Genomic DNA, 23,628 nt, shown 5'->3' on the forward strand with positions numbered 1-23,628 from the left:
AACCTTCCTTACAACACAGACCTGACCGCAGCTTCGATGCCGTCGGCATCCAAACCGTACTTGTGCAGCAAATCGACCGCAGGGCCAGACTCGCCGTACACATCGCGCACGCCGACGCGACGCATCGGCACCGGATGCTGCTCCGCGAGCACCGAGGCCACGGCCTCGCCAAGACCACCGATAATCGAATGCTCCTCGGCAGTGACCACACGACCAGTCTTCTTGGCGCTGGCAACCACCAGGCGCTCATCAAGCGGCTTGATCGTGTGCATGTTGATGACCTCGGCGTCAATACCATCGGCAGCGAGCGCCTCGGCAGCCTCAAGCGCCTCGGCGACCATCAGGCCGCAGGCGATGATGGTCACATCGGACCCCTCGCGCACGACCACGCCGCGACCAATCTTGAACTCATAGTCCTCGCGGTCGTTGATGACCGGTGTTGCCAGACGGCCGAAGCGCATGTAGACCGGACCTTCAAACTCATAGGCGGCGCGCACGCAAGCACGAGCCTCGATGTCATCTGCGGGAACGATCACCGTCATACCCGGAATAGTGCGCATGAGCGCGATGTCCTCGCAGCACTGATGCGTAGCGCCGTCTTCACCGACCGAGATGCCCGCATGCGTGGCGCCGATTTTGACGTTGAGGTGCGGATAGCCGATGGAATTGCGCACCTGCTCGTACGCACGACCGGCGGCGAACATGGCAAAGGTGCTCGCAAAGGCGACGTGGCCCGTGGCCGCAATGCCGGCGGCAAGCCCCATCAAGTTGCTTTCGGCAATGCCGGCATCGTAGAAGCGCTCAGGGTGCGCAGCCTTAAACTTACCGGTCTGCGTGGCGGCGGCTAAATCAGCATCGAGGACCACAAAGTCATCGCGCTCATTGCCCAGCTCGACAAGTGCCTCGCCGTAGCTAACGCGCGTGGCAACTTTCTTGACGTCTGCCATTAGAGCTCCTCCCCTGCTGCTGCGAGCTCGGCCATGGCCTGCTCAAACTGTTCATCGTTGGGTGCCTTGCCATGCCAGCCCACCTGGTTTTCCATAAAGGAGACGCCCTTGCCCTTCACCGTCTCGGCGATAATGGCCACGGGCGAGGCACTCACTTTGCGAGCCTCGGCAAAGGCGGCGGCAATCTGCGCCATGTCGTTACCGTCGGCGAGCTCGATCACATGCCACTTAAAGGCGCGGAACTTGTCGGCAAGCGGCATAGCCGAGTTAACTTCATCGATACTGCCGTCAATTTGCAGGCCATTGTGATCGACGATAGCAACGAGGTTATCCAAGTCGTGGTTGCCGGCGAACATGGCCGCCTCCCACACCTGGCCCTCCTCGCACTCGCCGTCGCCCAGCAGCGTGTAAACACGGTAGCTGTCACCCCAGTGCTTTGCGGCGAGCGCCATTCCAACCGCGGCGGAGATACCCTGACCGAGCGATCCGGTAGACATGTCGACGCCCGGAGTGTCATTCATATTGGGATGGCCCTGCAGGCGGCTGCCGATATGACGGAGCGTCTCGAGCTCCTCCTTGGGAAAGAACCCGCGCTCGGCGAGCACGGCATAGAGTGCCGGAGCGCAGTGTCCCTTGGAGAGCACAAAGCGATCGCGCTCGGCGCAGCTCGGATTCGCCGGGTCGACATCCATTTCCTCAAAGTAGAGGTAGGTCATAATGTCGGCGGCGCCAAGCGATCCGCCCGGATGCCCCGACTTGGCAGCGTGGACACCCGTGACAATACCGCGGCGAACCTCATTGGCAATCTTGGCCAGTTCCTGATCGGTCATGGAGTTTCCTCTCTTGAGCACGCCGGCCCGGCATAACAAATGCTGGGCCGGCAGAACCATCGTTACTGTGCCTCGACGACCTTTTTCCAGTCGGCCTCGAACGAGGCAAGGCCCTGGTCGGTCAGCGGGTGATGCAGGCATTTCTTAAGAGCAGCCATGGGGACGGTCGCAATATCGGCACCGAGCAGCGCCGCCTGGGTCACGTGATTGGGCGTGCGGACGGATGCGGTGATGATCTCGACGGTGTCGTCGACGTTCTTGCCAGTCCAGTCATAGTTCTTAATGCAGGTCACAACGTTGTCGAGCTGCGAAATACCGTCCTCGGCGATGTCGTCAAAGCGGCCGACGAACGGGCTGATGTAGCGGGCACCGGCGTTGGCGGCCATGAGGGCCTGGGTCGGCGAGAAAACAAGCGTCATGTTGACGCGCACGCCTGCATCGGCCAGGGCGCGGCAGGCGGCGAGGCCGGCCTCACAGACGGGGAGCTTGACCACGATGTTGGGAGCCAGGGCGGCAAGACGCTTGCCCTCCTCGATCATGCCCTCGGCAGTAGTCGCGGTGGACTCGGCGGACACGGGCAGTCCCTCGCAAAGCTCGGCGATCTTGAGCATGTGGGGCTCAAAGTCGGCCAGCTTGCCGCCGGTCTTGGCGTACAGGGACGGGTTGGTGGTGACGCCGGCAAGGCAGCCCCAGCTCTTGGCCTCGGCGATCTCGTCAAGGTTGGCGGTATCGATAAAGAACTTCATGGTGCAAACTCCTTCGGAGGAATCCAAAACTCAAAAAATAGGACAAAGGGGATGTCCCTTTGTCCTATGTGCCGGGCCTGCAGCTGGGACATGCCCCAGGCCCGGCGTCGTGTAGGAAAAGCTACTTAGAGAGCCTTCTCGATGCGGCTCGTGACGCCCTTGAGGTTAAGACCGACGACGTACTGCTTGATCGGGCGCTTGATGTGCTCGATCACAAAGCGCTTACCGTCGATGTCCTGGGCAGCGAGGTTGCGATAGAGCTTCTCGACCTGCTCCTTGACCTCGGGATCGTTAAAGGCGTAGTGACCGGAGACATCCAGAATCTTCAGGCTGAGCTCGTCGTCGGCCAGAATGTCGTCAACCTGCAGGTTGACATCGTCGCCGGTCATCCACTTGCGCCAGCGCTCGGTCTTGATAGCCTTGACCAGCAGCGTGTGATACAGGTCGGAGGGATCGTCGCACAGGCCGTTGTCGACCAGAATCTGCTCGGTAGCGCAGAGCTTGAGGTAAGCGCGGGTCTCCTCGGTGCCGTACTGGGGAGCAACATTGGAAGCGGTCACGTGAGCCGGAATGTGCTCGAGCAGCGTCGCGTCATCCAGGTAGTCGGCGTTGTGCTCCTTCAGGCCCACGCCATAGCGCTTGGCCATGTCGGCGAGCTCGCGGGCGTTCTTAAAGTTATAGTGACCGACCTGCTCGGTCCAACGGGTGAGTGTACCGGTCTGACCGACGATAAAGGTGGGCATGGGGCAGCCACGCTTCTCGAGCTCGGGCTGCAGCTGAGAAATGAACTCCTCGTACTTATCGGTAGAGGTCAAGCCGCCATTGGTCTCCTCGGTACCGACCTCATAGGCAACCTCGGGCAGATTATGCTCGCGACGGTACTGCTCAAGGTAGTCGATAAGATCGATCGTGCGGCGAAGCACCACGTCGAGCGGAATAACCTTGCCGATCTGATAGGGGTCCTTGGTGGGGTCGACCATCAGCAGGTCAAAGCCTGCCTCCATGTCGGCGACGAAGGACTTGCGGGCGAGCTCCATGGCCTCGTCCTCGGGCAGGTGGGCATTACGCTCCTCGTCGCGCTGCCACGGACCGCCGTGATCGCGGCACAGGTAGTACGGACCGGTGTAACCCACCTCGTCGGCAACCTTCTTGATGTCGGCGGCAAAGCGCGTCTGGTCCCAACCGTTAACGTAGCCGGCGCCCATCTCGTCCATATCGACCTGGTTGCGGCTGGCGATAAACATGGGCGGGAAATCCTCGTCCTTGGCAAGCTCGAACACGGCCTGAATCAGGTTGGGGCTCATGGGGCCAATGCCGACCATGGTTGCGTGATCGCCGCTATCCTGCAGCTTGAGCATGCCCTGAACGGCCTGGCGGATGGTGAGGTTGGACATTTTGTTCTCCTTCTCCAGAGGATTTTTGACAAAAGTTCCCTGGGACCCAGATGTGGGCCCTATCAGTACGGATGGATTTTGTTGTGTAGGGGCGGTTGTGCGGAGTCAAATCCATCCCTCCGCACAACCGGAGTCCTTAAAGGTTTACTTGGCCTGCTTATCGAGCGTGGGCTTCATGGCAATCAGGATTGCAGCGGCGACCACGGAGCCAATCACGATGTCCAGGCAGAACAGCGCGACGTTGTTGGTGGCCAGGGCGACGATAAAGCCACCGTGCGGGACGTAGCAGTCGATACCCTGGAAGGCGGCAAGCGCCGCACCCACGGCAGAGCCGATGCAAATGCCGGGAAGGGTGTGACCGAGGTCCTTGACCGCGAAGGGGATAGCGCCCTCGGTGATACCGATGCAGCCCATGAACAGCGCGGAGATGCCCATCTGACGGTCAGCGTCATCGAACTTGTTCTTGGCGATGAGTGCAGCGAGGCCACAGGCGATCGGGGGAACGGCAACGGCGACGCGGAACATACCATTAGGACCGTAGATGCCGGAGGCCATGATGGCCATGGTGAAGGTCGAGGCGGTCTTGTTGATGGGACCGCCCATATCGAAGGCGGTCATAACGCCAATGACCAGACCCAGGACAACCGCGGAACCGCCCTGCAGGCTGCCGAGCACGCCGGTAAGCCAGTCCATCACAAAGCCAAGCGGCGTGGCCAGGATGTAGATATAGGCCATGCCCAGGACAAGCGAGGTCAGAATCGGGATGATCAGGATGGGCATGATGGTCTGGATGGTGTTGTTGACCTTCCAGGTCTTCATCCAGCGGACAAAGTAGCCGCAGATGACCGCCATGATCATGGCACCCAAGAAGCCGGTCGAAACGCTGTTGCCGTTAGGAGTAACGACTGCGTTGTTGACCAGGTAGCCCAGGACAAAACCGGGGGCGAGCGCGGGCTTGCCGGCCATCGAGTAGGAGATGTATGCCGCAAGCACCGGGATCATCATGGAGATGCCGGCCATGCCGATGGTGTTAAGACTCACCATCAGCGGGTTCGTAACCTCCATGCCGTTGGCGCCGGCGGTACCGGATGCCAGCGAGAAGGCGAGAAACACGCCGCCGATAACGACGATGGGGATAAAATAGGAAACGCCGGTATTGAATGCATTGAGCAGCGTCTTGCCAGGATCGGCAAAGATAGACTGCTTGGACGCCGGTGTCGGGGCCTGCGGGGCAGCGGAGACGGCCTTCTTCTCTGCCTTGGCCTCGGCCTTGGGCGCGTCAACGGCGCCACCCGTCGCCTTGATGATCTCAACGGCCTGGTCGATGATCTTTACCGGATCGGCGATTACATCCGAGGTGCCGACCTTCAGGAACTTGCCCTCGGCCATCTTCTGCTCAAAACGATCCTCGTTCTCGACACCCACGTCGACGGACTCGAGCACCAGGTCGGCGGAATCCACGTCTTCCTGCGTCAGCTCGTTCTCGATACCCAGGCCACCCTGAGCCTCGACTTTGCACTCGATGCCACGGGCGGCGCATTCATCCTGAATCGCCTTCTGGGCCATATACGTGTGGGCAATACCCACGGTACAGGCGGCAACGCCTACGATCTTCATTGCTTCCCTCTTTTCATAGAGTTGCGTGCGCAAGACACCGTTTGCGGAGGCCTCCGGAGCATCCCCTGCCGTTTGGACTTGCTGTCTTTTCGACAAGACCAATATAGGTGCTCGTTTTTCTTAATGCTAGCTTATTTCGGTAAACGCGCAGGTCAGAGCGTTGGTTATGCTATTTGGTTATGCGTTTAACCAAAAATGAATCCTGCGATTTTACCCTCGATTTCAAAAGTCAAGAAGTATTTGATTTTCTCGGTAGACGGCAGATGCGCATGCCGGTCGCAAATTTCGACCCCACCCGTATACCGCATTTGTTGCATACTCATATGAAAGGAAAAAGTCGCTCACCGAAGCGCATCCCTCACCAAGACTCAAAGTCATCATGTTGGAAAATGCTCATCTGTCGGAAGGAGTCGCTGTGGCAAAACAGCGCGTTACAATCGCAGACGTCGCTCGGGAGGCGGGAACCTCGACGGCAAGCGTCTCGTATTACCTCAACGACAAACGAGAAAAGCTTAGCGAGAAGACGCGGGCAAAGATTGCGCGCGTCATCAAGGAACTCGGATACGTTCCCAACGCCCAAGCGCAAACGCTCACCGGCAAGCAGACCCACGTCATTGCCATCATCATTTTGGATAACACCAACAAGTGGGCGGGCCTCGTCCTCAACGGCATGGAACAAGTCATGCTCCCCGCGGGCTACCAGACGGTCGTTTGCACCAGCAACTTTAACCCCGAGACCGAGCTCATGTATGTCGACAAAATGCTCTCGCTGGGCGTCGATGGTTTTATCATCCAGCCCACGGCAAATTTCAAGGCCGTCCACGACCGCATCAAGCGCGCCGGCAAGCCCGTCGTCTTTTTTGACGCGGCCATCTACAGCCCAGGCACCAGCTGGATCAAAACCAACCTCTACGACGGCGTGTACAATGCCACGCAGGCGCTTCTCGATGCCGACTACGAGGACTTTTTCTCCATTGCCGCCAATATGACCGAAATGCGCACCCGCATGGAACGTTTTCAGGGATATGCCGAGGCACTGGCAGCGAACGGACAGCTCTACAAAGCGATTCCCATCGACCACAACAAGCCGTCGGTCAGCGAGCTCACCGAGTACTTTAAATACAAGCTCAACCCCGCCAAGCGAACCCTTATCTTCGTGCAAAATCAGTGGGCACTCCCCCGTGTCTACAAGGCCCTCCAGCCCATGGCCCATCTACTTCCGCAGCAAATCGGTCTTTTGGGACTCAACTGCGAAGACTGGACCAACCTCACCACGCCGACCGTCTCCACCATCATCGAGCCCGTCGACCAGGAAGGCAGGGAGGCGGCCGAGATGCTCCTCGCACTACTCGATGGCAGCAGCACGCCCGGTGAGCAGCGCATTCTCGAATGCAAACTCAATTGGCTCGGCTCCACCTCAATCTAGCCATAAGCCCAACATGGGGGCAAATGGACCAGCGGCATTTGTCCCAAATCTTAAGTATTTGTTCGACAGAACGGCCTCTGCCGGCTCCTGCTAGACTGGTAGATTCCTAACCGTCCATCCAGGAGCCCCAATGTCGCGCAAGCCCGCCTACAAGCAAGTACTTTCCATCGGCACCGCCGTGGTGCTGGGTTTTGCGCTGTTCACAGGGTCGCTCGACGGAGCGCCCAAGCTGTTGTCGCCGCAAAGCGATGAGCAGGCAGCGGCTCTGGCCGAAAAGCAAAACGAGAGTCCCAGCCGTACCGACGACGAAGCGGACTTGGTCGCACGGCTCGAATCGGGAACAGCGAGCTCCGAGGACTCTCAAAATAGCCAAGACTCTGGCGATGGCTCCGAATCCACCGCGACCAACACCAACGGCAGCGTTGCTTCCGCGGACAGCGTCGCCACCCCCATCGACGAGGTCGAAAACCCCGACCTCAACCGCGCCCGCGGTGTTTATCTCAGCAGCATTCCCGACTACGCCGGCAACCCCTACGTTGCCCTTCGCGCCGACAGCACGCACCCGCTCGGCACGCCGTCATTCACACTCGATGAATACGATCGTGCCACCGAAGAGGGCTGCTTTAAGAAATTCTCCAAGCTCGACAGTCTGGGCCGCACCCGCAAAGCGCTTGCCTGCGTGGGCCCCGAATCGCTCGGTCAAGGCAAGCGCGGGGATATCTCGCGTATCCACCCCGCCGGATGGCACCAACAGCGCTACGACTTTATTCCGGGTCAAAGCCTCTACAACCGTTGCCACCTCATCGCCTGGTCGCTCTGCGGCGAAAACGCCAATCGCAAGAATCTCCTCACCGGCACGCGCTATCTCAACGAAACGGGCATGCTGCCGTTTGAAGAGCAGATCCTCGACTATATCCACGACACAGGCAACCATGTGCTCTACCGCGTCACGCCCATGTACAACGAAGAGGAACTCGTCTGTCGTGGCGTTCGTCTGGAAGCACAATCGATCGAGGACCACGGCAAGACCCTGTGCTTCCACGTGTACTGCTACAACCTGCAGCCGCACGCGCAGATCGACTACGCCACCGGCCGCAACCAGGCCTCGGGGGACTAGCCCCCAACCGCGACATGAATCGATTTGCAGCCCCAGGAATCAAATAAGGCCGCCCGGTTACCCAGGGCGGCCTTTTCGTCAGCACCTACATTGCAGGCAAAACCACACGTTACTTGGCGCGGCCCTCCTCATAGCGCTCGACCAGCTTGGCCTGAACGTCATAGGGCACCTGCTCATAGCCTGCGGGCTTCATAGTAAAGTCGCCCGTGCCGCGCGTGATAGAGCGCAGGCGCGTCGAATAATCCGTCAGCTCGGCCAGCGGCGCCTGGGCAATGACCACGGTATCGCCGCGCTCATCGGTCTCCATGCCCGTCACGCGACCGCGCGAGGCCGAGATGTCGCCCATCACGGCGCCGGCGTAGCTCTCGGGGATCGTCACCGTGATTTCCTCGATGGGCTCCAGTACCACCGGATCGGCATCGGCGCATGCCTTGCGCAGGCCGATACGAGCCGCCGCGCGGAACGCCATCTCGTTGGAGTCGACGCTGTGATACGAGCCGTCGTACACCGCGACGCGAATACCCGTGAGCGGATAGCCGGCAATGATACCGTCCTTCATGGTCTCCTGGACGCCCTTGTCCACGGCGGGGATGAGCGAGCGCGGGATGCGGCCGCCCACGACCTCGTCAACAAACTCATAGCCGTCGCTCGTGCCGTCGGGCCCAATGAGCGGCTCCACGCGCAGCCAGCAGTCGCCGTACTGACCGGCGCCGCCGGTCTGCTTCTTGTGGCGACCCTGGGCGCTTGCCGTGCGGCGGATGGTCTCGCGATACGGAATGCGGATCGGCACGCTTTTGGCCACGACCTTGGTGCGGTCCTCCAAACGGTTGAGCAGCACCGAAACCTGTGCCTCGCCCACGGCGGAGATGATAGTCTGGCCCGTCTCCTCGTCACGGTCGATGCTCATGGTCGGATCGGCCTTGCAAGCCTTCTCGATAAACGTGTAGAGCTTCTCTTCGTCGCCGCGATTCTCGGCCTCGATGGCAATGCGGTACTGCGAGTTGGGGAACTTAAACGCCGCTGCCTCGACCTTACCGGTAATGGAGAGCGTGTCACCCGTCTCTGCCGCCAACTTGGGCGCCACGATAATGTCGCCGGCATAGGCGTGACCGACCTCGGTCATGTCGCGGCCGCACATCACATACAGGTGAGCCAGACGATCGCTCTTGCGGGTACGCGCGTTGACCAGCTCGAGGCCCGGCTCAAGCGTACCCGTCAGTACCTTGATAAAGCTGATGCGGCCCTGCTGCGGATCGGCCAGGGTCTTAAACACAAACGCCACCGGGCGGTCATCGTCGCTCGAGATCTTAAGCGAGTCGCCGTCGATGAGCGGCATCTCGCCGTAGTCAGTCGGCGCCGGGAAGTACGTGGCGATGTCGTCCATCAGCGAGTTGACGCCCTGCTCCTTAATGCAATCGCCCGCAAAGACCGGCACAAAGATGCGCTCGGCGATCGCCTTGGACAACAAACCCTCAAGCTCCTCCTGCGTCAGCGTCTCCTCGCCTTCCAGGTACTTCATCATCAGCTCATCGTCGGCCTCGGCCACCAACTCGCACAGATGGTCGTGGGCCTCCTCGGCCTGGGCACGATACTCCTCGGGAATCTCCGACTCAACGGCTTCGGTGCCGTTGCAGTGGCGCGCCTTCATGCGCACCAGGTCGATGATGCCGTCAAAGTCTTCGCCCTCGCCCCAGGGAAGAGTCACGGCGCCCAGTCGCGTACCAAAGCGCTCCTGCAGCAGTTCCATGGTGGTCGCAAAGCTGGCCTCGGAGCGCGACAGGCGGTTTACGAACACCGCGCGCGCCAGACGCAGGTCCTCGGCGGCATACCAGAGCTTAACCGTCGTAGGCTGCGGGCCGGCCTCGGCGTCGACCACAAACAGCGCCGTCTCGCAGACGCTCATCGCGGCAAAGGCGTCGCCGATAAAATCGGGGTAGCACGGGGCATCGAGCACGTTGATGCGGGCGCCCTTCCAGTCAATCGGCGCGATGGTCGTCGAGATGGAAAACGCACGCTTGACCTCTTCGGGGTCATAGTCGAGCGTGGGCTTGGTGCCGTCGTGGCCGCCCAGGCGGGCGGTCTTACCGGAAAGGTGGAGCATGGCCTCGGCGAGTGAAGTCTTGCCCACCCCGCCTTGGCCTACGAGCACCACGTTCCTTACATTGCCGGTCTTGGGAGCACCCATGATGACCTCCTTGCAGGGTCGCGCGCGATGCGCGACGCCAACGGGGAGAGTTCGCGGTCGGTGCCGTCCCGGGAGCAGCATGGTCGGCAGCCGAGCCGACTCACCCTCCAAATGTCCTATGCCACCACCCTACCCTTGCAGTCGCCTGTCCATGCAGACCTTTCGGCACGCGTATGGATACGGGCGGCGAGAGGAGAGAGCGAGCTTGCGAGGCGATTATTGAACCCCGCGGATGCAAAAAACCGCCACAGATCATAAGACCTGCGGCGGCATCACCTCAATTAATAGTTGAGTAAATAGCTGAGCCTACCCCTCGATACGGCTCAAGAACTCACGGGTACGCTGCTCGCGCGGATGATCGATAACCTGCTCGGCAGGACCCTCCTCGACAATACGACCGCCATCCATAAAGACCACGCGGTCGGCAACGTCGCGGGCAAACTGCATCGCGTGCGTCACGATCACCATCGTCATATTCTGCGCGGCCAAATCCTTGATGACGCGCAGCACCTCAGCCGTCAGCTCTGGATCGAGCGCCGAGGTCGGCTCATCAAAGAACAAGATTTCCGGATCGAGCGCCAGGGCGCGGGCAATACTCACGCGCTGCTGCTGACCGCCCGAAAGCTCGCAGGGTACCTTGTTCTCGTTACCCGTAAGTCCCATCTGTGCAATAAGCTCGTGTGCGCGGGCTTCCGCCTGCTCGCGTGGGCGCTTAAGCACGCGGATCGGAGCATCGGTGATGTTTTTCATCACGGTATAGTGCGGGAACAGATTGTAGTTCTGAAACACCAGACCAAACCGCGAGCGCGCCTGTTTAGGCACATCGCCCTTTGCGTACACCGCGCCCGAACCCGCATCCGTCGCGACGGCAAGGTCGCCAAACGAGAGCGAGCCACCATCGAGCGTCTCGAGCAGCGTGGCACAGCGCAGCAGCGTGGACTTACCGCCGCCCGAAGGCCCGATAATCGCCACGACCTCGCCACGCTTTACCTCGAGCGAGATATCCTTGAGCACCTCATTGCCGCCAAACGCCTTGCGTGCGTTCGCTATATTCATTACCGAATTAATCATGGTAGTAATCCAATTTTTTCTCCGCAGCGCCCAGCAGCATCTCGACCACGAAGTTGAAAACCCAGTAGATCAGCGCCGCAATCGCAAACGGCACCATGCTCACCTGCGAGGCAACCAGCGCCTTGGCGGTCGAGAACATCTCGCCCACGCCAATGGCAAACGCCAGCGACGTGTCCTTGACCAGCGTGATGATCTCGTTGCCCATCGCCGGCAAAATGCGCTTGGCGACCTGCGGCATCACAATGTACAAAAACGTCTGCAGGCGCGAGTAGCCCAGCACCTCGGCGGCCTCGTATTGACCGCGCGGAATGGACTGCAAGCCCGAGCGATAGATCTCGGCAAAGTAGCCGGCGTAGTTGATGATGAACGCCACGACGCACGCCGTCCATTTGGAATCGGGCGTGAGCGAAATGCCGAACACGTAGTAAGGAGCAAAGTAGATGGCAAACATCTGCAGCATGAGCGGCGTACCGCGCATGACCGAAATGTAGATGCGCGCAATCCAGCGAAGCGGCGCAATTTTACTCATGCGCATGAACGCCACGGGAATTCCCAGCGGAATCGACCCGAGCAGCGTTAGCACAAACAGCTGCAAGCTGACCAAGAATCCCTGGCCAAGCATCTGCATCATGACCTGGATAGACATTACTTGAGCACCCAATTATCGAAAGATAGACCATAGCTTGAATACTTGTCGCACAGGTCCTTAACCGTGCCGTCCTTGTAGAGCGCCTTGAGCGACTCGGTCACGGCGTCGGCCGACTTGGTGTCGCCCTTCTTAAAGCCGACGGCGTAGTGCTCGCTGGACAGCGGCTTATCAAGCTGCGTATAGGCATCGGGCTTTGCGGCAAGCTGATATTGGGCAATCGAAAGGTCGCAAGCCACGGCATCGACCGCGCCGCTCTCGAGCTGCATAAAGGCCGTGTTGTACTCGCCGATGGTATCGAGCGTGGCAAACGTCGCCGCCAGATCCTTCTGATCGCCCTCGAGTACATCCTGCGCAGCGGAATCGGTCTGGGTGATCACCGTCTTGCCGGCAAGATCGTCCCAGCTCTTGATGCCTGCATCCTTCTTTACCACCAGCACCTGCTCGTTGAGCATGTACGGCTCGGAGAACGTGTAGTCGTCCTCGCGGCCCTCCATGGTAAAGCCGTTCCAGATACAGTTGATGGCGCCCGAGTTGAGCAGCGTATCCTTGGCATCCCAGTCGATGGCCTCGTATTTGACCTCCCAGCCTTGCTTATCGGCAACGGCCTTGGCAAGGTCGAGGTCAAAGCCCGTGTACTCGCCGTCATCGCCCACAAAGCCATACGGAGGATAGGACTTGTCAAAGCCCACGACGAGCTTTTTGGACTCCGCAGCGCCCTTCACATCCTTGGCCGCGGCAGAGCCAGCAGCGGAGCCCTTGCCGGCACCACCGCCGCAGCCAACCAGGCCAAGGCCTAGAACCGTAGCGAGTGAGCCGGCTAGACCAACAAACTCACGACGAGACATATCGGTATTCATGGTATTCCCCCTTGGTGGCACTTTAGTTAGGTAAAGTGAGTCATGTAACGTTCAGAATCATACACTTTAGTGTGATAGAGCACAAGGCGAATTTGCCCGCCGCGTGAGGGGTGTGGGGGTTAAGTTTCCTGCTCTACAGTCCTGCTCACGACGGAGGCCACATTAAGTGGCCTCCTGTTCGTGCGGAACTCGCGATAAACTTAACCCCCACACCCCTCACGCGGCGGGCAACCGTCGTTGGGCTTATCACCGACACGAATAAACCGCTTGTATATCGTCTGCTGGCTTGGCACGGTACAATACTTGCAGCTTAAATTCATGAATTAGTGGAGTTATTGATGGCAGAATCTCGTGCGGAGCGTAAGGCTCGTCGTGCTTTGATCGAGGCGGCTGAGGGGTCGGAGGAGAAATCTTCCACGAAATCCAAGTCTTCTAAAGCTGCAAAAAGCAAATCGACCAAGAGCAGGGCTAAGACCAAGCGTTCTGACTCTCGTCGGGGCGGGGACAAAGCACCTCGGGCTCGTTCCAAGTGCTCGCATAAAGATTCGGTTTCGCCTGCTCGTAAGGCTGTGGACCCCAAGTCTCCTTGTTCCATCATGAAAACCTGCGGTGGGTGCACGGCGCTTAATCGTCCTTACAAAAAGCAACTGGCAGCCAAGCAGGCTGCTATGGAGGAGCTTTTTGCCTCGCTTTGCGAGCGCGAGGGTATTGCCGTTGATCCCATTCGCGGTATGGGTGTTACCCTGGGCGACCCGGGCAAGTATTCTGCGCCGCGTGGTTTTCGCCATAAGGCCGCCACTCCGTTTGCTCCCGGTAAGGAGGGCACTGTCCGTTGCGGTTTCTTTGAGCGCGGCACGCACAAGATCGTTGCCGTACCCGAGTGTCCTGTCGAGGCGCCGGGCGCTCGTCAAATTCTCAACGGCATCGCTCGCGAGGCCGAGCGCCTGCATATTCCTGCCTTTAACGAAGACAAGCATCTAGGGCTGCTCCGCTATGCCGTCGTTCGCTGCGGCTGGCGCACCGACCAGGTCATGGTTACGCTCGTGACCGCCCAGCGTGACTTACCGCATGCGCAGGATTTCTTTGAGGCCGTCGCTGCACTCGATCCGCGCATCGTCACCGTCGCCCAAAACATCAACGGACGTCCCGGCAACGCCATCCTCGGCGAGGAAACCCGCATTGTATATGGCGCCGAGTGCATGCGCGATCAGTTGCTCGGCTGCGAGTTCGATATCTCCCCCACCGCGTTCTACCAGACCAACCCGCAGCAGACCGAGCTGCTCTATCAGCTCGCTATCGACGGCATGAATCTGCACCAGGGCGATGTGCTCATGGATGCTTACTGTGGCAGCGGCACCATCGGTCTTTGCGCAGCTAAAGATGCCCAGAACAAGGGTATCGGCATCATGCTGCTCGGCGTGGAGCGCAACCCGGCGGCCATTGCCGACGCACGCCGCAATGCCGAGCTCAACGGCCTCACCCGCAGCGCCTGGTTTATGGCCGACGATGCCACCGATTACATCCTAGATGCCGCCGACAACAACGAGCGGGTCGATGTCCTTTCCATCGACCCACCGCGCGCCGGCTCCACCCCCGAGTTCCTCGAAGCTGCCTGCGCACTAAAGCCACGCCGCATCACCTATATCAGCTGCAACCCCGTAACCCAAGAGCGCGACCTGCACCAGCTCCTCGACGGAGGCTATCGCTTGCTCAAGATCACGCCCGTCGACATGTTCCCCCACACCGACCACACCGAAACCGTAGCGGTCCTCGAACGCCGCTAATTGTCCGGCACAAGAAAGGGGGCGGCCCGCCTGGACCGCCCCCTTCGCTTGGTTTATAAACTCAGCTACATCCCCTTGCGCAGGTCGCACACGCCGGCTGCCGCCATCTCGCGCAGCAGCGTCTCGCGGTCGCGCGTCACGATCAGATCCAACGGGAAGTGAATCTCGTCGAGCATCTTGCGAGCGTAATCGAGCTTACCAATGGCCATGCCAATGTGCGCATCGGTCGAAACGCCAATGCCCACGCCCAGCTCGGCGCAGCGCTCAGCGATCTTGCGGCATACGGCCCAATGCTCAGTGTCAACACCGTGTTCAAGACTATGGTTGTTGATCTCGATAATCTTGTGCTTGGCCTTAGCCGCCAACAGCACCTCGTCGATATCGAACGGCACGCCCGAACGCCCCGTGTGACCCAGCATGAACACCTTGGGGTGCTCCAGGGCATTGATATACATCTCGGTCGCCTGGGCCAGCGTCGCGCCCTCAGCAATCTGTGGATTATGCACGCTTGCAACCAAATAATCCAAATTACGCGTAACCAAATCGAAGAGCGAATGCTGACGACTGTACGAATCGCCAGCGATATCGAGCGTGACAGGAGTGTCCTCGCCAAACAGGCTTCCGTCCAGCGAAACGATATCGGCCTCGGCACCACGCAGCACCAGCACGCCGCTCCAAATGCGCGGCCAGATATCCTGGTTGATAAAGAATTGGTAACTGCGCAGGTCATTGGGACAAGCCGTAACCATAGAGCTCAGATGGTCGGCAGACCCGAGCACCTGCAGGCCACGCTCTGCCGCCCAGTACACATTCTCCTCAATGGTCGAATATGCATGCGCAGAGAACATCGTATGGGTATGAATGTCACAAGAAAGCAGGTAGGGCATCAGGTCTCCTTATCTGGCACGGCCGTCGCTTATATTCATTGTACGCATTGCCTTCGATAGTCGTAAAACCACTCCATCCCAAAGACACAACGTCCATGACAACGGGGTCCGGCTTAACACCAAACCCCGTTTCACGTAAAACATTGTAGGCAGAGCGCTTTACTTTTAACGATACTCGTCCGCCAACTGTTTCCAAGCGGGTAGCGAATTGACAATCGTTTCGTAACTCACGCAATAGCCCAGGCGGAACCAACCCGGCATACCAAAGCTGTCCGAGGGAACCGCAAGCAACTCATACTTCTTTGCGCGCTCGCAAAACGCATTCGCATCGGGCTCCAATGCTTTCACCCATAGGTAGAACGCGCCATCCGGCTCAACATAGGTGTAGCCATACTCCGCTAGTGCGTCGGTAAGCGCGGTGCGGTTGCGTGCATAGGCCTCAACGTCACTCGGCTCATCGATGCAGTCGATAATTACGCGCTGAAAGAGCGCCGGCGCGCACACGAAGCCCAGCGTACGGGCGGCACCGGCAACGGCCGGCATCAGACGGGCAGCCTGCGGATTGGTGTTGGGAACCAAGATCCACCCCACGCGCTCACCCGGCAGCGACAGCGACTTGGAATACGAGTAGCACACGATGGTGTGCTCGTAGATCGAGGGCACCCAAGGCACCTCGGCACCGTACACGATCTCGCGGTACGGCTCATCCGAGATGAGCATAATCGGATTCTCGGGATCGCGCTGAGCGTTGGCCTCGCGCAGAACATTGGCCAGTCGCGTCAGCGTGTCGCGCGTATATACGGCACCGGTCGGGTTGTTGGGCGAGTCGATAATGACGGCTGCCGTCTTGTCGGTGATCGCCTTGAATACGTTATCCACGCTCAGCTGGAATGTGTCCTCGTTGGCAAGCGCCTCGACACACGTGCAGCCGGCCTTCTCAATCCAAACGCGATACTCCGGAAAGTACGGGGCGATAACAATAACCTCGTCGCCCGGATTCGTAACGGCGTTGAGCGCGCAGGTGAGCGAAGCCGCGGCACCCACCGTCATAAAGACGTCTTTGCCCTCATAGCTCGTGCCAAAGCGGCGGTTGAGCGATTCGGCCACAGCGGCACGACATTGCGGCAGGCCCGGTGCGGGCGTGTAGCCGTGCAGCTGGTCGCTCGGCAGCTCCAGGGCCTTCTTAATGGACTCCGCCACAGCAGCGGGTGCCGGAACGCTCGGATTGCCCAGCGAAAAATCGAATACGTTTTCCGCACCGATCTGCGCCTTGCGCTCAAGGCCATAGCTAAAAATCTCACGGATGATGGAGCTTTCCGCACCGCGAGCATACATGGTTTCGTTGATCATCTGTTCCCCTTTCGCATAGGCGGTATTGTACGCTTTAGTTGAGCAAAGTGCCGCAGCAATGTTAATTGGGGACAGACTTAAATGCGTGAAAACGCTCATTTAAGTCTGTCCCCAATCAACAGATGGCCCCATATCGCTAAAAAAGCCTCCGCAGGTTTCCCCGCGGAGGCTTTCGCCACAAAGACTATTTGTCGTCGTCGGCGTCGGCATCGGCGTTGACGGCATGGTCATCGCCAGCGCCATCGGATGCCACTTCGGCATCCTCCTGCATGGCCGCCTGCGCAAAAGCCGCGGCATCAGCCGCCAGCTCCTCCTCGCTCATACGAGGCGCGCGCTTTTTGGTCGGCATACCGGCCGCCTTGGCATTGCGCTCCTCCTTGGCCGCCAGGATATCGCCCTCGCGCTCAAGGTAGGCATCCCACTCGTTGTCGAGCAGGGCATTCACGGCGTCGCCTTCGACGGTCTCGCGCTCAAGCAGCACCTTCGCCATCAGATCGAGTTGATCGCGACGGGCATCCAGAATCTCGACCGCAAGGCGATGGGCTTCGCGCATGATGCGCTGAACCTCGATATCGATGCGGCGTGCCGTCTCCTCGGAGTAATCCTGGTGATCGGCGTAATCACGACCAAGGAACACCTGATGCTGTGCCTCGCCAAACACCTGCGTGCCCAGCTCCTCGCTCATGCCCAAACGCGTAACCATCTCGCGTGCCATCTTGGTCGCGCGCTCCAGGTCGTTGCTCGCGCCCGACGTGATGTCATCGCACATGAGCTCCTCGGCAACGCGGCCGCCCAAGAACACGGCAAGCTCGTCGAGCATCTCGTTCTTGGTCTTGAGGAAGTGATCCTCCTGCGGAAGCTGCAACGTGTAGCCCAGAGCCTGGCCGCGGCTGACGATCGAAATCTTATGAACCGGATCGGAGTGCTCCAAGATGTGACCCACCAAAGCGTGACCGCTCTCATGATAGGCAATCGTGGTGCGCTCGGCCTCGGTCATCACGCGACCCTTGCGTTGCGGTCCGGCAATCACGCGCTCCATCGACTCCTCGACCTCGTCCATCGAGATCACGGAACGATGGCGGCGAGCGGCCAGCAGCGCAGATTCGTTGAGCAGGTTTGCCAGATCGGCACCGGTAAAGCCAACGGTCATCTGGGCGAGCTTCTCAAACTTAACGTCCTCGTCCATCGGCTTATTCTCGGCATGTACGCGCAAGATCTGCTCGCGACCCTTTACGTCCGGACGGTCGACCGTGACCTGACGATCAAAACGACCGGGGCGCAGCAATGCCGGATCCAGAATATCGGGGCGATTGGTTGCGGCGATCAGGATGACCGACTCGCTTTCCTCAAAACCGTCCATCTCGACCAGCAGCTGGTTGAGCGTCTGCTCGCGCTCGTCGTGACCGCCGCCTAGGCCGGCTCCGCGCTGACGTCCCACGGCATCGATCTCGTCAATAAAGATGATCGACGGAGCCTGAGACTTGGCCTCCTTAAAGAGGTCGCGCACGCGGCTGGCGCCGACGCCCACGAACATCTCGACAAAGTCAGAGCCCGAGATGCTAAAGAACGGCACGCCTGCCTCGCCGGCAACGGCCTTAGCCAGCAGCGTCTTACCGGTACCCGGAGGACCAACCAGCAAAACGCCGCGCGGAATCTTGGCACCCAGCTTGCGATAGCGGTCCGGATCGCTCAGGAAGTCGCGGATCTCCTCGAGCTCCTCGACGGCCTCGTCCACGCCGGCAACGTCCTCGAACTTTACCTTGGGACGCGTAGCCTCGTTAGTCTTGGCGTTGGTCTTGCCAAACTGCATGTTCCTGTTATTGGCGCCCATCATCTGGCGCATAAAGTAGAACATGATGGCGATCAGGGCGATCGTCGGCAGCACGCTCATCGCCAAGTCGCCCCAAAAATCGGGGTCGTTGGTGTTGACGATATACTTGGTGTCGGGGTGCTCCGCCATAAGCTCGGCAAGCGAATCGGAGCCGACATAGGTCGAGGAAAAGCTCTTGAGCTCGCTCGTATCGCCCTTGTCCTTTTTTGTCTTCCAGTAATGACCCGCCACGCTTCCGTCTTGAACCGTATAGGTCAAATCTTCGACGCGATCCTGCTTAATGGCGCTGACCATCTCGCTCGTCGCGAGCTTAACGGTATTGCTGGAGCTGGCAAAACCGGAGCCCATATTAAAGAAGGCATAGCCCAGAAGCGCGCAAGCCAAAAGAAAATACAGCCAGCCCGTACGCGTGGGCTTCTTGCCTCCGGGCATCCCCGGGATCTTAGGCTCCCGGGGAGTCTGGGAATTGTTGTCGTTACGGTCGTCGGGCATCTTACGAATAAACCTCCGGTTTCAAAATGCCCAGATACGGAAGGTTGCGATAGCGCTCGGCATAGTCGAGGCCGTAGCCCACCACAAAGGCATCGGGGCAATGGGTTCCAACATACTTGGGCGTGATGGCCGAGGTGCGGTCCTCAACGTCCTTCCACAGGAAGGCAGCGACCTCCAGCGAGGCGGGCTTGCGGCTCTCAAGGTTCTTCATCAGGTACTTGAGGGTCAGGCCCGAGTCCAGAATGTCCTCGACGATCAGCACGTCGCGACCACGGATGTCGATATCCAGGTCCTTAATGATACGCACGATGCCCGAAGACTTCACACCGTCGCCATAGCTCGAAACAGCCATGAAATCGATGTTGGTCGGCAGCTCGATCTTGCGCATCAGGTCGCCCATAAAGACAACGGCGCCGCGCAGGACCGCGATCAACACCAGATCCTTACCAGCGTAGTCGCGCGTAATCTCCTCGCCCAGGCGAGAAACGATACCTTCGATATCCTCCTGCGTAAACAGAACCTTCTCGATATCCGGATGTTGAGAAGCCATGACAACCCTTTCTTGTGCTTAATCGCCCACACACCGCCGTATGGACGCGAACTACACATTCTAGCAGCGCACGGGGTATATTTTCCAGCCCGCGCATCATCAGCGCGGGAATACCGTCAACGCCGCACAGAAAAGCTGGTACGAGGGGCTAATCCGCGTCAACCACGCGAAACAGATAGGCCACACGCGTCGCCGCCGTGCACTTAAAGCGTTCGTCCGCGCGAACTCCGGCGACCCACACCACGGCACCTCCCGGCGCCGTCCTCACCATGGGCACGCCGGCGCGCTCGGAAACGGGAATGCGAGCCTCTCCTAGCAAGTCGGATACCTTCTTGCTTCGGCCACTCATTCCTAACGGGCACATCACGTCTCCCGGTGCGGGACCGTCCACCCATAGGCGCGCCAATCGCGCCTCGGCAGGAATCTCGCCACGCGAGCCCGCCAGGATCCGCTCGCTATCGCTGTCGGCAAAACCCAGGGCAGCCGCGTCTACCAAAGCTGCCACTTCCCCGGCAGCCGCAAGCTCACGGGCGCGGCGCACGATATCGCATCCCGGTTCAACGGCCATCGGCTCTGCGACCAGCATACGTCCCCCGCCCAACGACAAACGACCGGGTACGGTAACCCAGTCCGCGACCAGGCCCTCGCGAGCCACCGGAGCCTTAAACGCCAGCATGCCAAATTCGACGCGTGCGTCAATCCCCGCCGGAAGCGTGACCGAGCCTGCGCCCTCGGCAACGCAGGAAAGGACTCGCTCCACATGTCGCATCTCTGGACGAGCGTCCGGATCGATGCGTTTGATCGCCAGTCGCACGATGCGCCGCGCGATTACCACCTCGGCCGCAGCAAGGCGTCTGGCATCGAGCACTAGCGCACCCGCCGCCTCCTTGCGCAGGCAGCTTCGAAACGCCTGTGCCGACAGCTGGGATAGAAACGCATCTTCGTCACCCAAGATCTCACAGGCGGCGCCAATCGTCTTGCACACGCTCGCATTACGCTGTGCCACCACTGGCATTACCCGATGGCGCACGTAGTTTCGCAGATACGAGATATCCTCATTGCTCTCGTCCTCACGCCACGGCTGACCATGTACCTGTAGATAGCCCACGAGCTCGCCATGAGTTAGGTCGAGCAAGGGGCGCACCACGATATTCCTCCGGCGAGGAATGCTCGATAGGCCAGCGGGCCCTGAACCCTTAATCGCGTTCATCAAAAACGTTTCCGCGCGATCCGAAGACGTGTGCGCGGTGCAGATACGAGCCGCCGTTCGCGGTGCCCCCGTCTGGGCGCAGAGCTCGCGAACATACCTCCGCGCCGCGGCATAGCGCACCTCGCGGGCCGCGGCCTCAATATTGCCCGACTCCCCATCAAAAAAAGCGTGCTCCACGCACAGCGGTAAACCATATTTCGCGCAGAGCTCACGCACAAAGGCCTCGTCGCCATCGGACGCCTTGCCGCGCAGATGATGGTTTACATGCAGCACATGCAGGCGCTCGCGAGCAATGGGGGCAACACCGCGTCCGTCTTGGATATCCAGCTTTGATGTGCACGCCATAAGAAGCAGTGCCGTCGAGTCCGCGCCGCCTGATACCATGAGCACGACAGGAGCAGCCTGCTGCCTCGTCCGGGTCTCATCGACTGCCCCAGGCACGGCATGGTGTCCATAATGCTGAGATACCGTAGGCATTTGCTTCCTCCTCTATTCGTCCGCACCCATTGTATCCTTTGGAATCTTATGTCTCGTCTGCACCTTCATATCCTCGGCAGTGGCTCTAAAGGCAACTGCGCACTCATCGAGGGCCCGCAGGGGCTCATTATGGTCGATGACGGACTGTCTCGCCGCGAAACGCTCAAACGCATGGCGGAACTCGGACTGTCGGTAGACGACGTGTACGCCCTTGTTGTCACCCATGAACACAGCGACCACATCAAGGGGCTTGAGGTATGGTGCAAGCATTGGAATGGCCCAGTCTTTTCCAGCAGAGGAACGCTCACGTCCAAAGAAAGCCTCGCACATCTACCTGTCGAGGAATTCGACCCAGGTGACGCCCTCTCTATTGCCGGAGTCCACATTCAAACATATTCGACATCCCACGACGTCGTTAATCCCGTCGGCTACCGGTTTGACGCTCAGGGTGATTCAATTGGCTTTGCCACCGACACCGGCGAGTTGTCGAAGCATGCCATCGATACGCTCAAGGACTGTCGCATTCTCGCACTCGAAAGCAACCACGATGTAACCATGCTGCGTCAAGGCGACTATCCTCGCTTTCTTCAGGAACGTATCCTGTCTGTAAAAGGACATCTCTCCAACGATCAGGCCGCCGATGCCGCACGCGCGTTGGTAACCGATCGCACCGAGCAACTTATCGCGATGCACATTAGCCAAGACAACAATCGCCCAAGTCTGACCGTCAAAAGCTACGCAAGCTCCCTCGGCGCAACACTCGACAACGAGCTTGGCAGCGCCGCCACCCGCGTTGAGGGGCTGCATAAACTCACAATACGTCCCGCCGGGCAATATCGGCCCATGACCATTCAATAGGCCAGCCCAAATAGAAAAGGGGGCCGGGAATCACTTCCCAGCCCCCTTAACGCAGGCACCGATGCTAATAGCCGATAGCGTTAGTCGATGGAAATCTTCGTAACGTTCTTCTTCTCGACAATCTTAGGAACCGTAACGGTAAGGATGCCGTCAGCGTACTTTGCAGAAAGGCCCTCGCTCGAAGCATCCTTCAGGTACACACCGCGCGTCGCGCTGTACGAGCTGAACTCCTTCTGCAGGAAGTTCTTACCCTCGTTCTCCTCGTCTTCCTCGACATTCACGCTAATGGACAGACGGCCCTCGTTAAGCTCGACATCGATATCGTCCTTGGCGACGCCGGTCAGATAAGCCTTGACCTCATAGCCATCGCCCTTATCCTCAACGTCAACGGGGAACGCCTTAGAGGCAATCGAGCTGTTCACTAGGTCGCTCATATCATCAAAGAGATCAAACAACGAGCTAGCAGAGGGACGAACACCAAAGACCGAACGATAAGGAACCATGCTTGCCATGACTACCACTCCTTTAAGGGACTGCCGAGCCATCTTCCAGGTGGCAGGGACTTCGTTTGACGCTCTAATATATGCCCAACGATTACGTATATATACATTTTGCTATAAAGTTTTTTAAGTCTCTTTCTATAAGCATATCTAAGTCTGGTTGACTAAGGTTTTAACGAGGTTAAGGTTATTTGAACAGAGCCCTGAATACCAAATACGCGCCTGTCAAAACGAAGCAGGGGGCTTACAATGAGCGCATACTCGTTGTTAATGACAACCTAAGGGCATCATGGACGATCAGACCTCCGACAATTCGTTTGAGCCGCTGCAGAACGATAGTTCTGCCTACTCACAGCCCATACGCTACCATCGTCCCCATATTTCCCAAGAGCCCATTAGCGATGCAGAGCCTGAGTATGTAACTCGCAATCGATATCAAACCCTAGAAGAATCTCATTCAGCGCGTAGACACATGGGTGTCGCCTCGAGCGATCCGGTGTATCTAAAAGATGCCCCCTTATCCAAAAACAGCGCATGCAGCCAGGAGCAGACACAAACACCCACAAAGCAACATCGTAGAGGGCCCCGTCCCAAGCAAACTCTAACGCATTCCGCCCGCTATCTCGAGACGCCTAAGCAGGGGAAATCGATATTTACATCGTCAAACAGACGGCGCAGACAGCACCGTCTCCAAATTGCGCTCTTGATCATTGCCATCGTGGCAATCGCGCTGGTCATTCATTTTGTTTTCTTCAAATAGAAAAGGCTATTAGGCCATAGAGGCGTTTAGCTCATATCGACCAAACGCAAAAAAGGGGGAGGCCGCGAGGCCTCCCCCTTCTACATTCCC

Annotated in this window: 20 protein-coding genes; 5 read left to right on the top strand and 15 right to left on the bottom strand. The window is 59.0% G+C overall.

Annotated elements, in window-relative coordinates; translation table 11 throughout:
* Positions 1-8: 8 nt before the first annotated feature.
* The 5 genes from DW823_RS08415 to DW823_RS08435 form a co-directional block, all read right to left on the bottom strand.
* Complete coding sequence (locus tag DW823_RS08415) at positions 9-947, bottom strand: transketolase family protein (protein ID WP_117817833.1); 939 nt, start codon at positions 945-947, stop codon at positions 9-11.
* On the bottom strand, positions 947-1,777 hold the full coding sequence (locus DW823_RS08420; protein WP_117817835.1) for a transketolase: 831 nt from the start codon (positions 1,775-1,777) through the stop codon (positions 947-949). The genes DW823_RS08415 and DW823_RS08420 overlap by 1 nt, the downstream gene beginning before the upstream one ends.
* Before the next feature lie 62 nt (positions 1,778-1,839).
* Positions 1,840-2,523: a fructose-6-phosphate aldolase gene (gene fsa / locus DW823_RS08425; protein WP_117757862.1), complete on the bottom strand. Its 684-nt coding sequence runs from the start codon at positions 2,521-2,523 to the stop codon at positions 1,840-1,842.
* 125 nt (positions 2,524-2,648) lie between these two features.
* Positions 2,649-3,917, bottom strand: coding sequence for a class II D-tagatose-bisphosphate aldolase non-catalytic subunit (locus DW823_RS08430; RefSeq protein WP_055251764.1), 1,269 nt, complete (start codon positions 3,915-3,917; stop codon positions 2,649-2,651).
* A gap of 144 nt (positions 3,918-4,061) precedes the next feature.
* On the bottom strand, positions 4,062-5,534 hold the full coding sequence (locus DW823_RS08435) for a PTS fructose transporter subunit IIC (protein ID WP_070097143.1): 1,473 nt from the start codon (positions 5,532-5,534) through the stop codon (positions 4,062-4,064).
* 415 nt (positions 5,535-5,949) lie between these two features.
* On the opposite strand from DW823_RS08435, the gene DW823_RS08440 reads away from it, so the two are divergent.
* Both DW823_RS08440 and DW823_RS08445 read left to right on the top strand, forming a co-directional pair.
* Positions 5,950-6,960 (top strand): LacI family DNA-binding transcriptional regulator, encoded by a 1,011-nt coding sequence (locus DW823_RS08440; protein WP_233543053.1) that lies wholly within the window; start codon positions 5,950-5,952, stop codon positions 6,958-6,960.
* A gap of 130 nt (positions 6,961-7,090) precedes the next feature.
* Positions 7,091-8,077 carry a DNA/RNA non-specific endonuclease gene (locus DW823_RS08445; protein ID WP_118081726.1) on the top strand — a complete coding sequence of 329 codons (987 nt, stop codon included), beginning with the start codon at positions 7,091-7,093 and terminating at the stop codon, positions 8,075-8,077.
* Between the two features lie 109 nt (positions 8,078-8,186).
* On the opposite strand, the gene DW823_RS08450 is transcribed toward DW823_RS08445, so the two are convergent.
* The 4 genes from DW823_RS08450 to DW823_RS08465 all read right to left on the bottom strand — a co-directional run bounded on the left by DW823_RS08450 (position 8,187) and on the right by DW823_RS08465 (position 12,839).
* Positions 8,187-10,262 carry a translation factor GTPase family protein gene (locus DW823_RS08450; RefSeq protein ID WP_118081728.1) on the bottom strand — a complete coding sequence of 692 codons (2,076 nt, stop codon included), beginning with the start codon at positions 10,260-10,262 and terminating at the stop codon, positions 8,187-8,189.
* Between the two features lie 306 nt (positions 10,263-10,568).
* On the bottom strand, positions 10,569-11,333 hold the full coding sequence (locus DW823_RS08455) for an amino acid ABC transporter ATP-binding protein (protein ID WP_118081730.1): 765 nt from the start codon (positions 11,331-11,333) through the stop codon (positions 10,569-10,571).
* Complete coding sequence (locus DW823_RS08460; protein ID WP_099432382.1) at positions 11,326-11,979, bottom strand: amino acid ABC transporter permease; 654 nt, start codon at positions 11,977-11,979, stop codon at positions 11,326-11,328. The genes DW823_RS08455 and DW823_RS08460 overlap by 8 nt, the downstream gene beginning before the upstream one ends.
* Entirely contained in the window at positions 11,979-12,839 is an 861-nt protein-coding gene (locus tag DW823_RS08465; protein ID WP_118081732.1) for a transporter substrate-binding domain-containing protein, read from the bottom strand. The genes DW823_RS08460 and DW823_RS08465 overlap by 1 nt, the downstream gene beginning before the upstream one ends.
* A 377-nt stretch (positions 12,840-13,216) precedes the next feature.
* Between DW823_RS08465 and rlmD the strand changes: the two genes are divergently transcribed.
* Positions 13,217-14,623, top strand: a complete 1,407-nt coding sequence (gene rlmD, locus DW823_RS08470; RefSeq protein WP_369831727.1) for a 23S rRNA (uracil(1939)-C(5))-methyltransferase RlmD — start codon at positions 13,217-13,219, stop codon at positions 14,621-14,623.
* Positions 14,624-14,688: 65 nt separating this feature from the next.
* Here rlmD and DW823_RS08475 read toward each other — a convergent pair whose 3' ends face one another.
* The 5 genes from DW823_RS08475 to tilS form a co-directional block, all read right to left on the bottom strand.
* A complete protein-coding gene (locus DW823_RS08475) occupies positions 14,689-15,510 on the bottom strand; it encodes a phosphatase (RefSeq protein ID WP_118081738.1) in 822 nt (273 codons plus the stop codon).
* Between the two features lie 165 nt (positions 15,511-15,675).
* Entirely contained in the window at positions 15,676-16,860 is a 1,185-nt protein-coding gene (locus DW823_RS08480) for a pyridoxal phosphate-dependent aminotransferase (RefSeq protein ID WP_118081740.1), read from the bottom strand.
* A gap of 184 nt (positions 16,861-17,044) precedes the next feature.
* The gene (gene ftsH / locus DW823_RS08485) at positions 17,045-19,123 is read right to left on the bottom strand and encodes an ATP-dependent zinc metalloprotease FtsH (RefSeq protein ID WP_255415140.1); all 2,079 of its coding nucleotides are present in this window, start codon (positions 19,121-19,123) and stop codon (positions 17,045-17,047) included.
* A gap of 61 nt (positions 19,124-19,184) precedes the next feature.
* Positions 19,185-19,733: a hypoxanthine phosphoribosyltransferase gene (gene hpt, locus DW823_RS08490; protein WP_118081750.1), complete on the bottom strand. Its 549-nt coding sequence runs from the start codon at positions 19,731-19,733 to the stop codon at positions 19,185-19,187.
* 148 nt (positions 19,734-19,881) lie between these two features.
* A complete protein-coding gene (gene tilS, locus DW823_RS08495) occupies positions 19,882-21,420 on the bottom strand; it encodes a tRNA lysidine(34) synthetase TilS (RefSeq protein ID WP_199574418.1) in 1,539 nt (512 codons plus the stop codon).
* A 48-nt stretch (positions 21,421-21,468) separates the two neighbouring features.
* On the opposite strand from tilS, the gene DW823_RS08500 reads away from it, so the two are divergent.
* Entirely contained in the window at positions 21,469-22,278 is an 810-nt protein-coding gene (locus DW823_RS08500) for an MBL fold metallo-hydrolase (protein WP_118081752.1), read from the top strand.
* A gap of 80 nt (positions 22,279-22,358) precedes the next feature.
* Here DW823_RS08500 and DW823_RS08505 read toward each other — a convergent pair whose 3' ends face one another.
* Complete coding sequence (locus DW823_RS08505) at positions 22,359-22,790, bottom strand: Hsp20/alpha crystallin family protein (protein ID WP_118081754.1); 432 nt, start codon at positions 22,788-22,790, stop codon at positions 22,359-22,361.
* A gap of 277 nt (positions 22,791-23,067) precedes the next feature.
* On the opposite strand from DW823_RS08505, the gene DW823_RS09735 reads away from it, so the two are divergent.
* The gene (locus DW823_RS09735; RefSeq protein WP_147350679.1) at positions 23,068-23,538 is read left to right on the top strand and encodes a hypothetical protein; all 471 of its coding nucleotides are present in this window, start codon (positions 23,068-23,070) and stop codon (positions 23,536-23,538) included.
* Positions 23,539-23,628 lie beyond the last annotated feature (90 nt).

Source organism: Collinsella sp. AM34-10 (assembly GCF_003469185.1).
Lineage (GTDB): Bacteria > Actinomycetota > Coriobacteriia > Coriobacteriales > Coriobacteriaceae > Collinsella.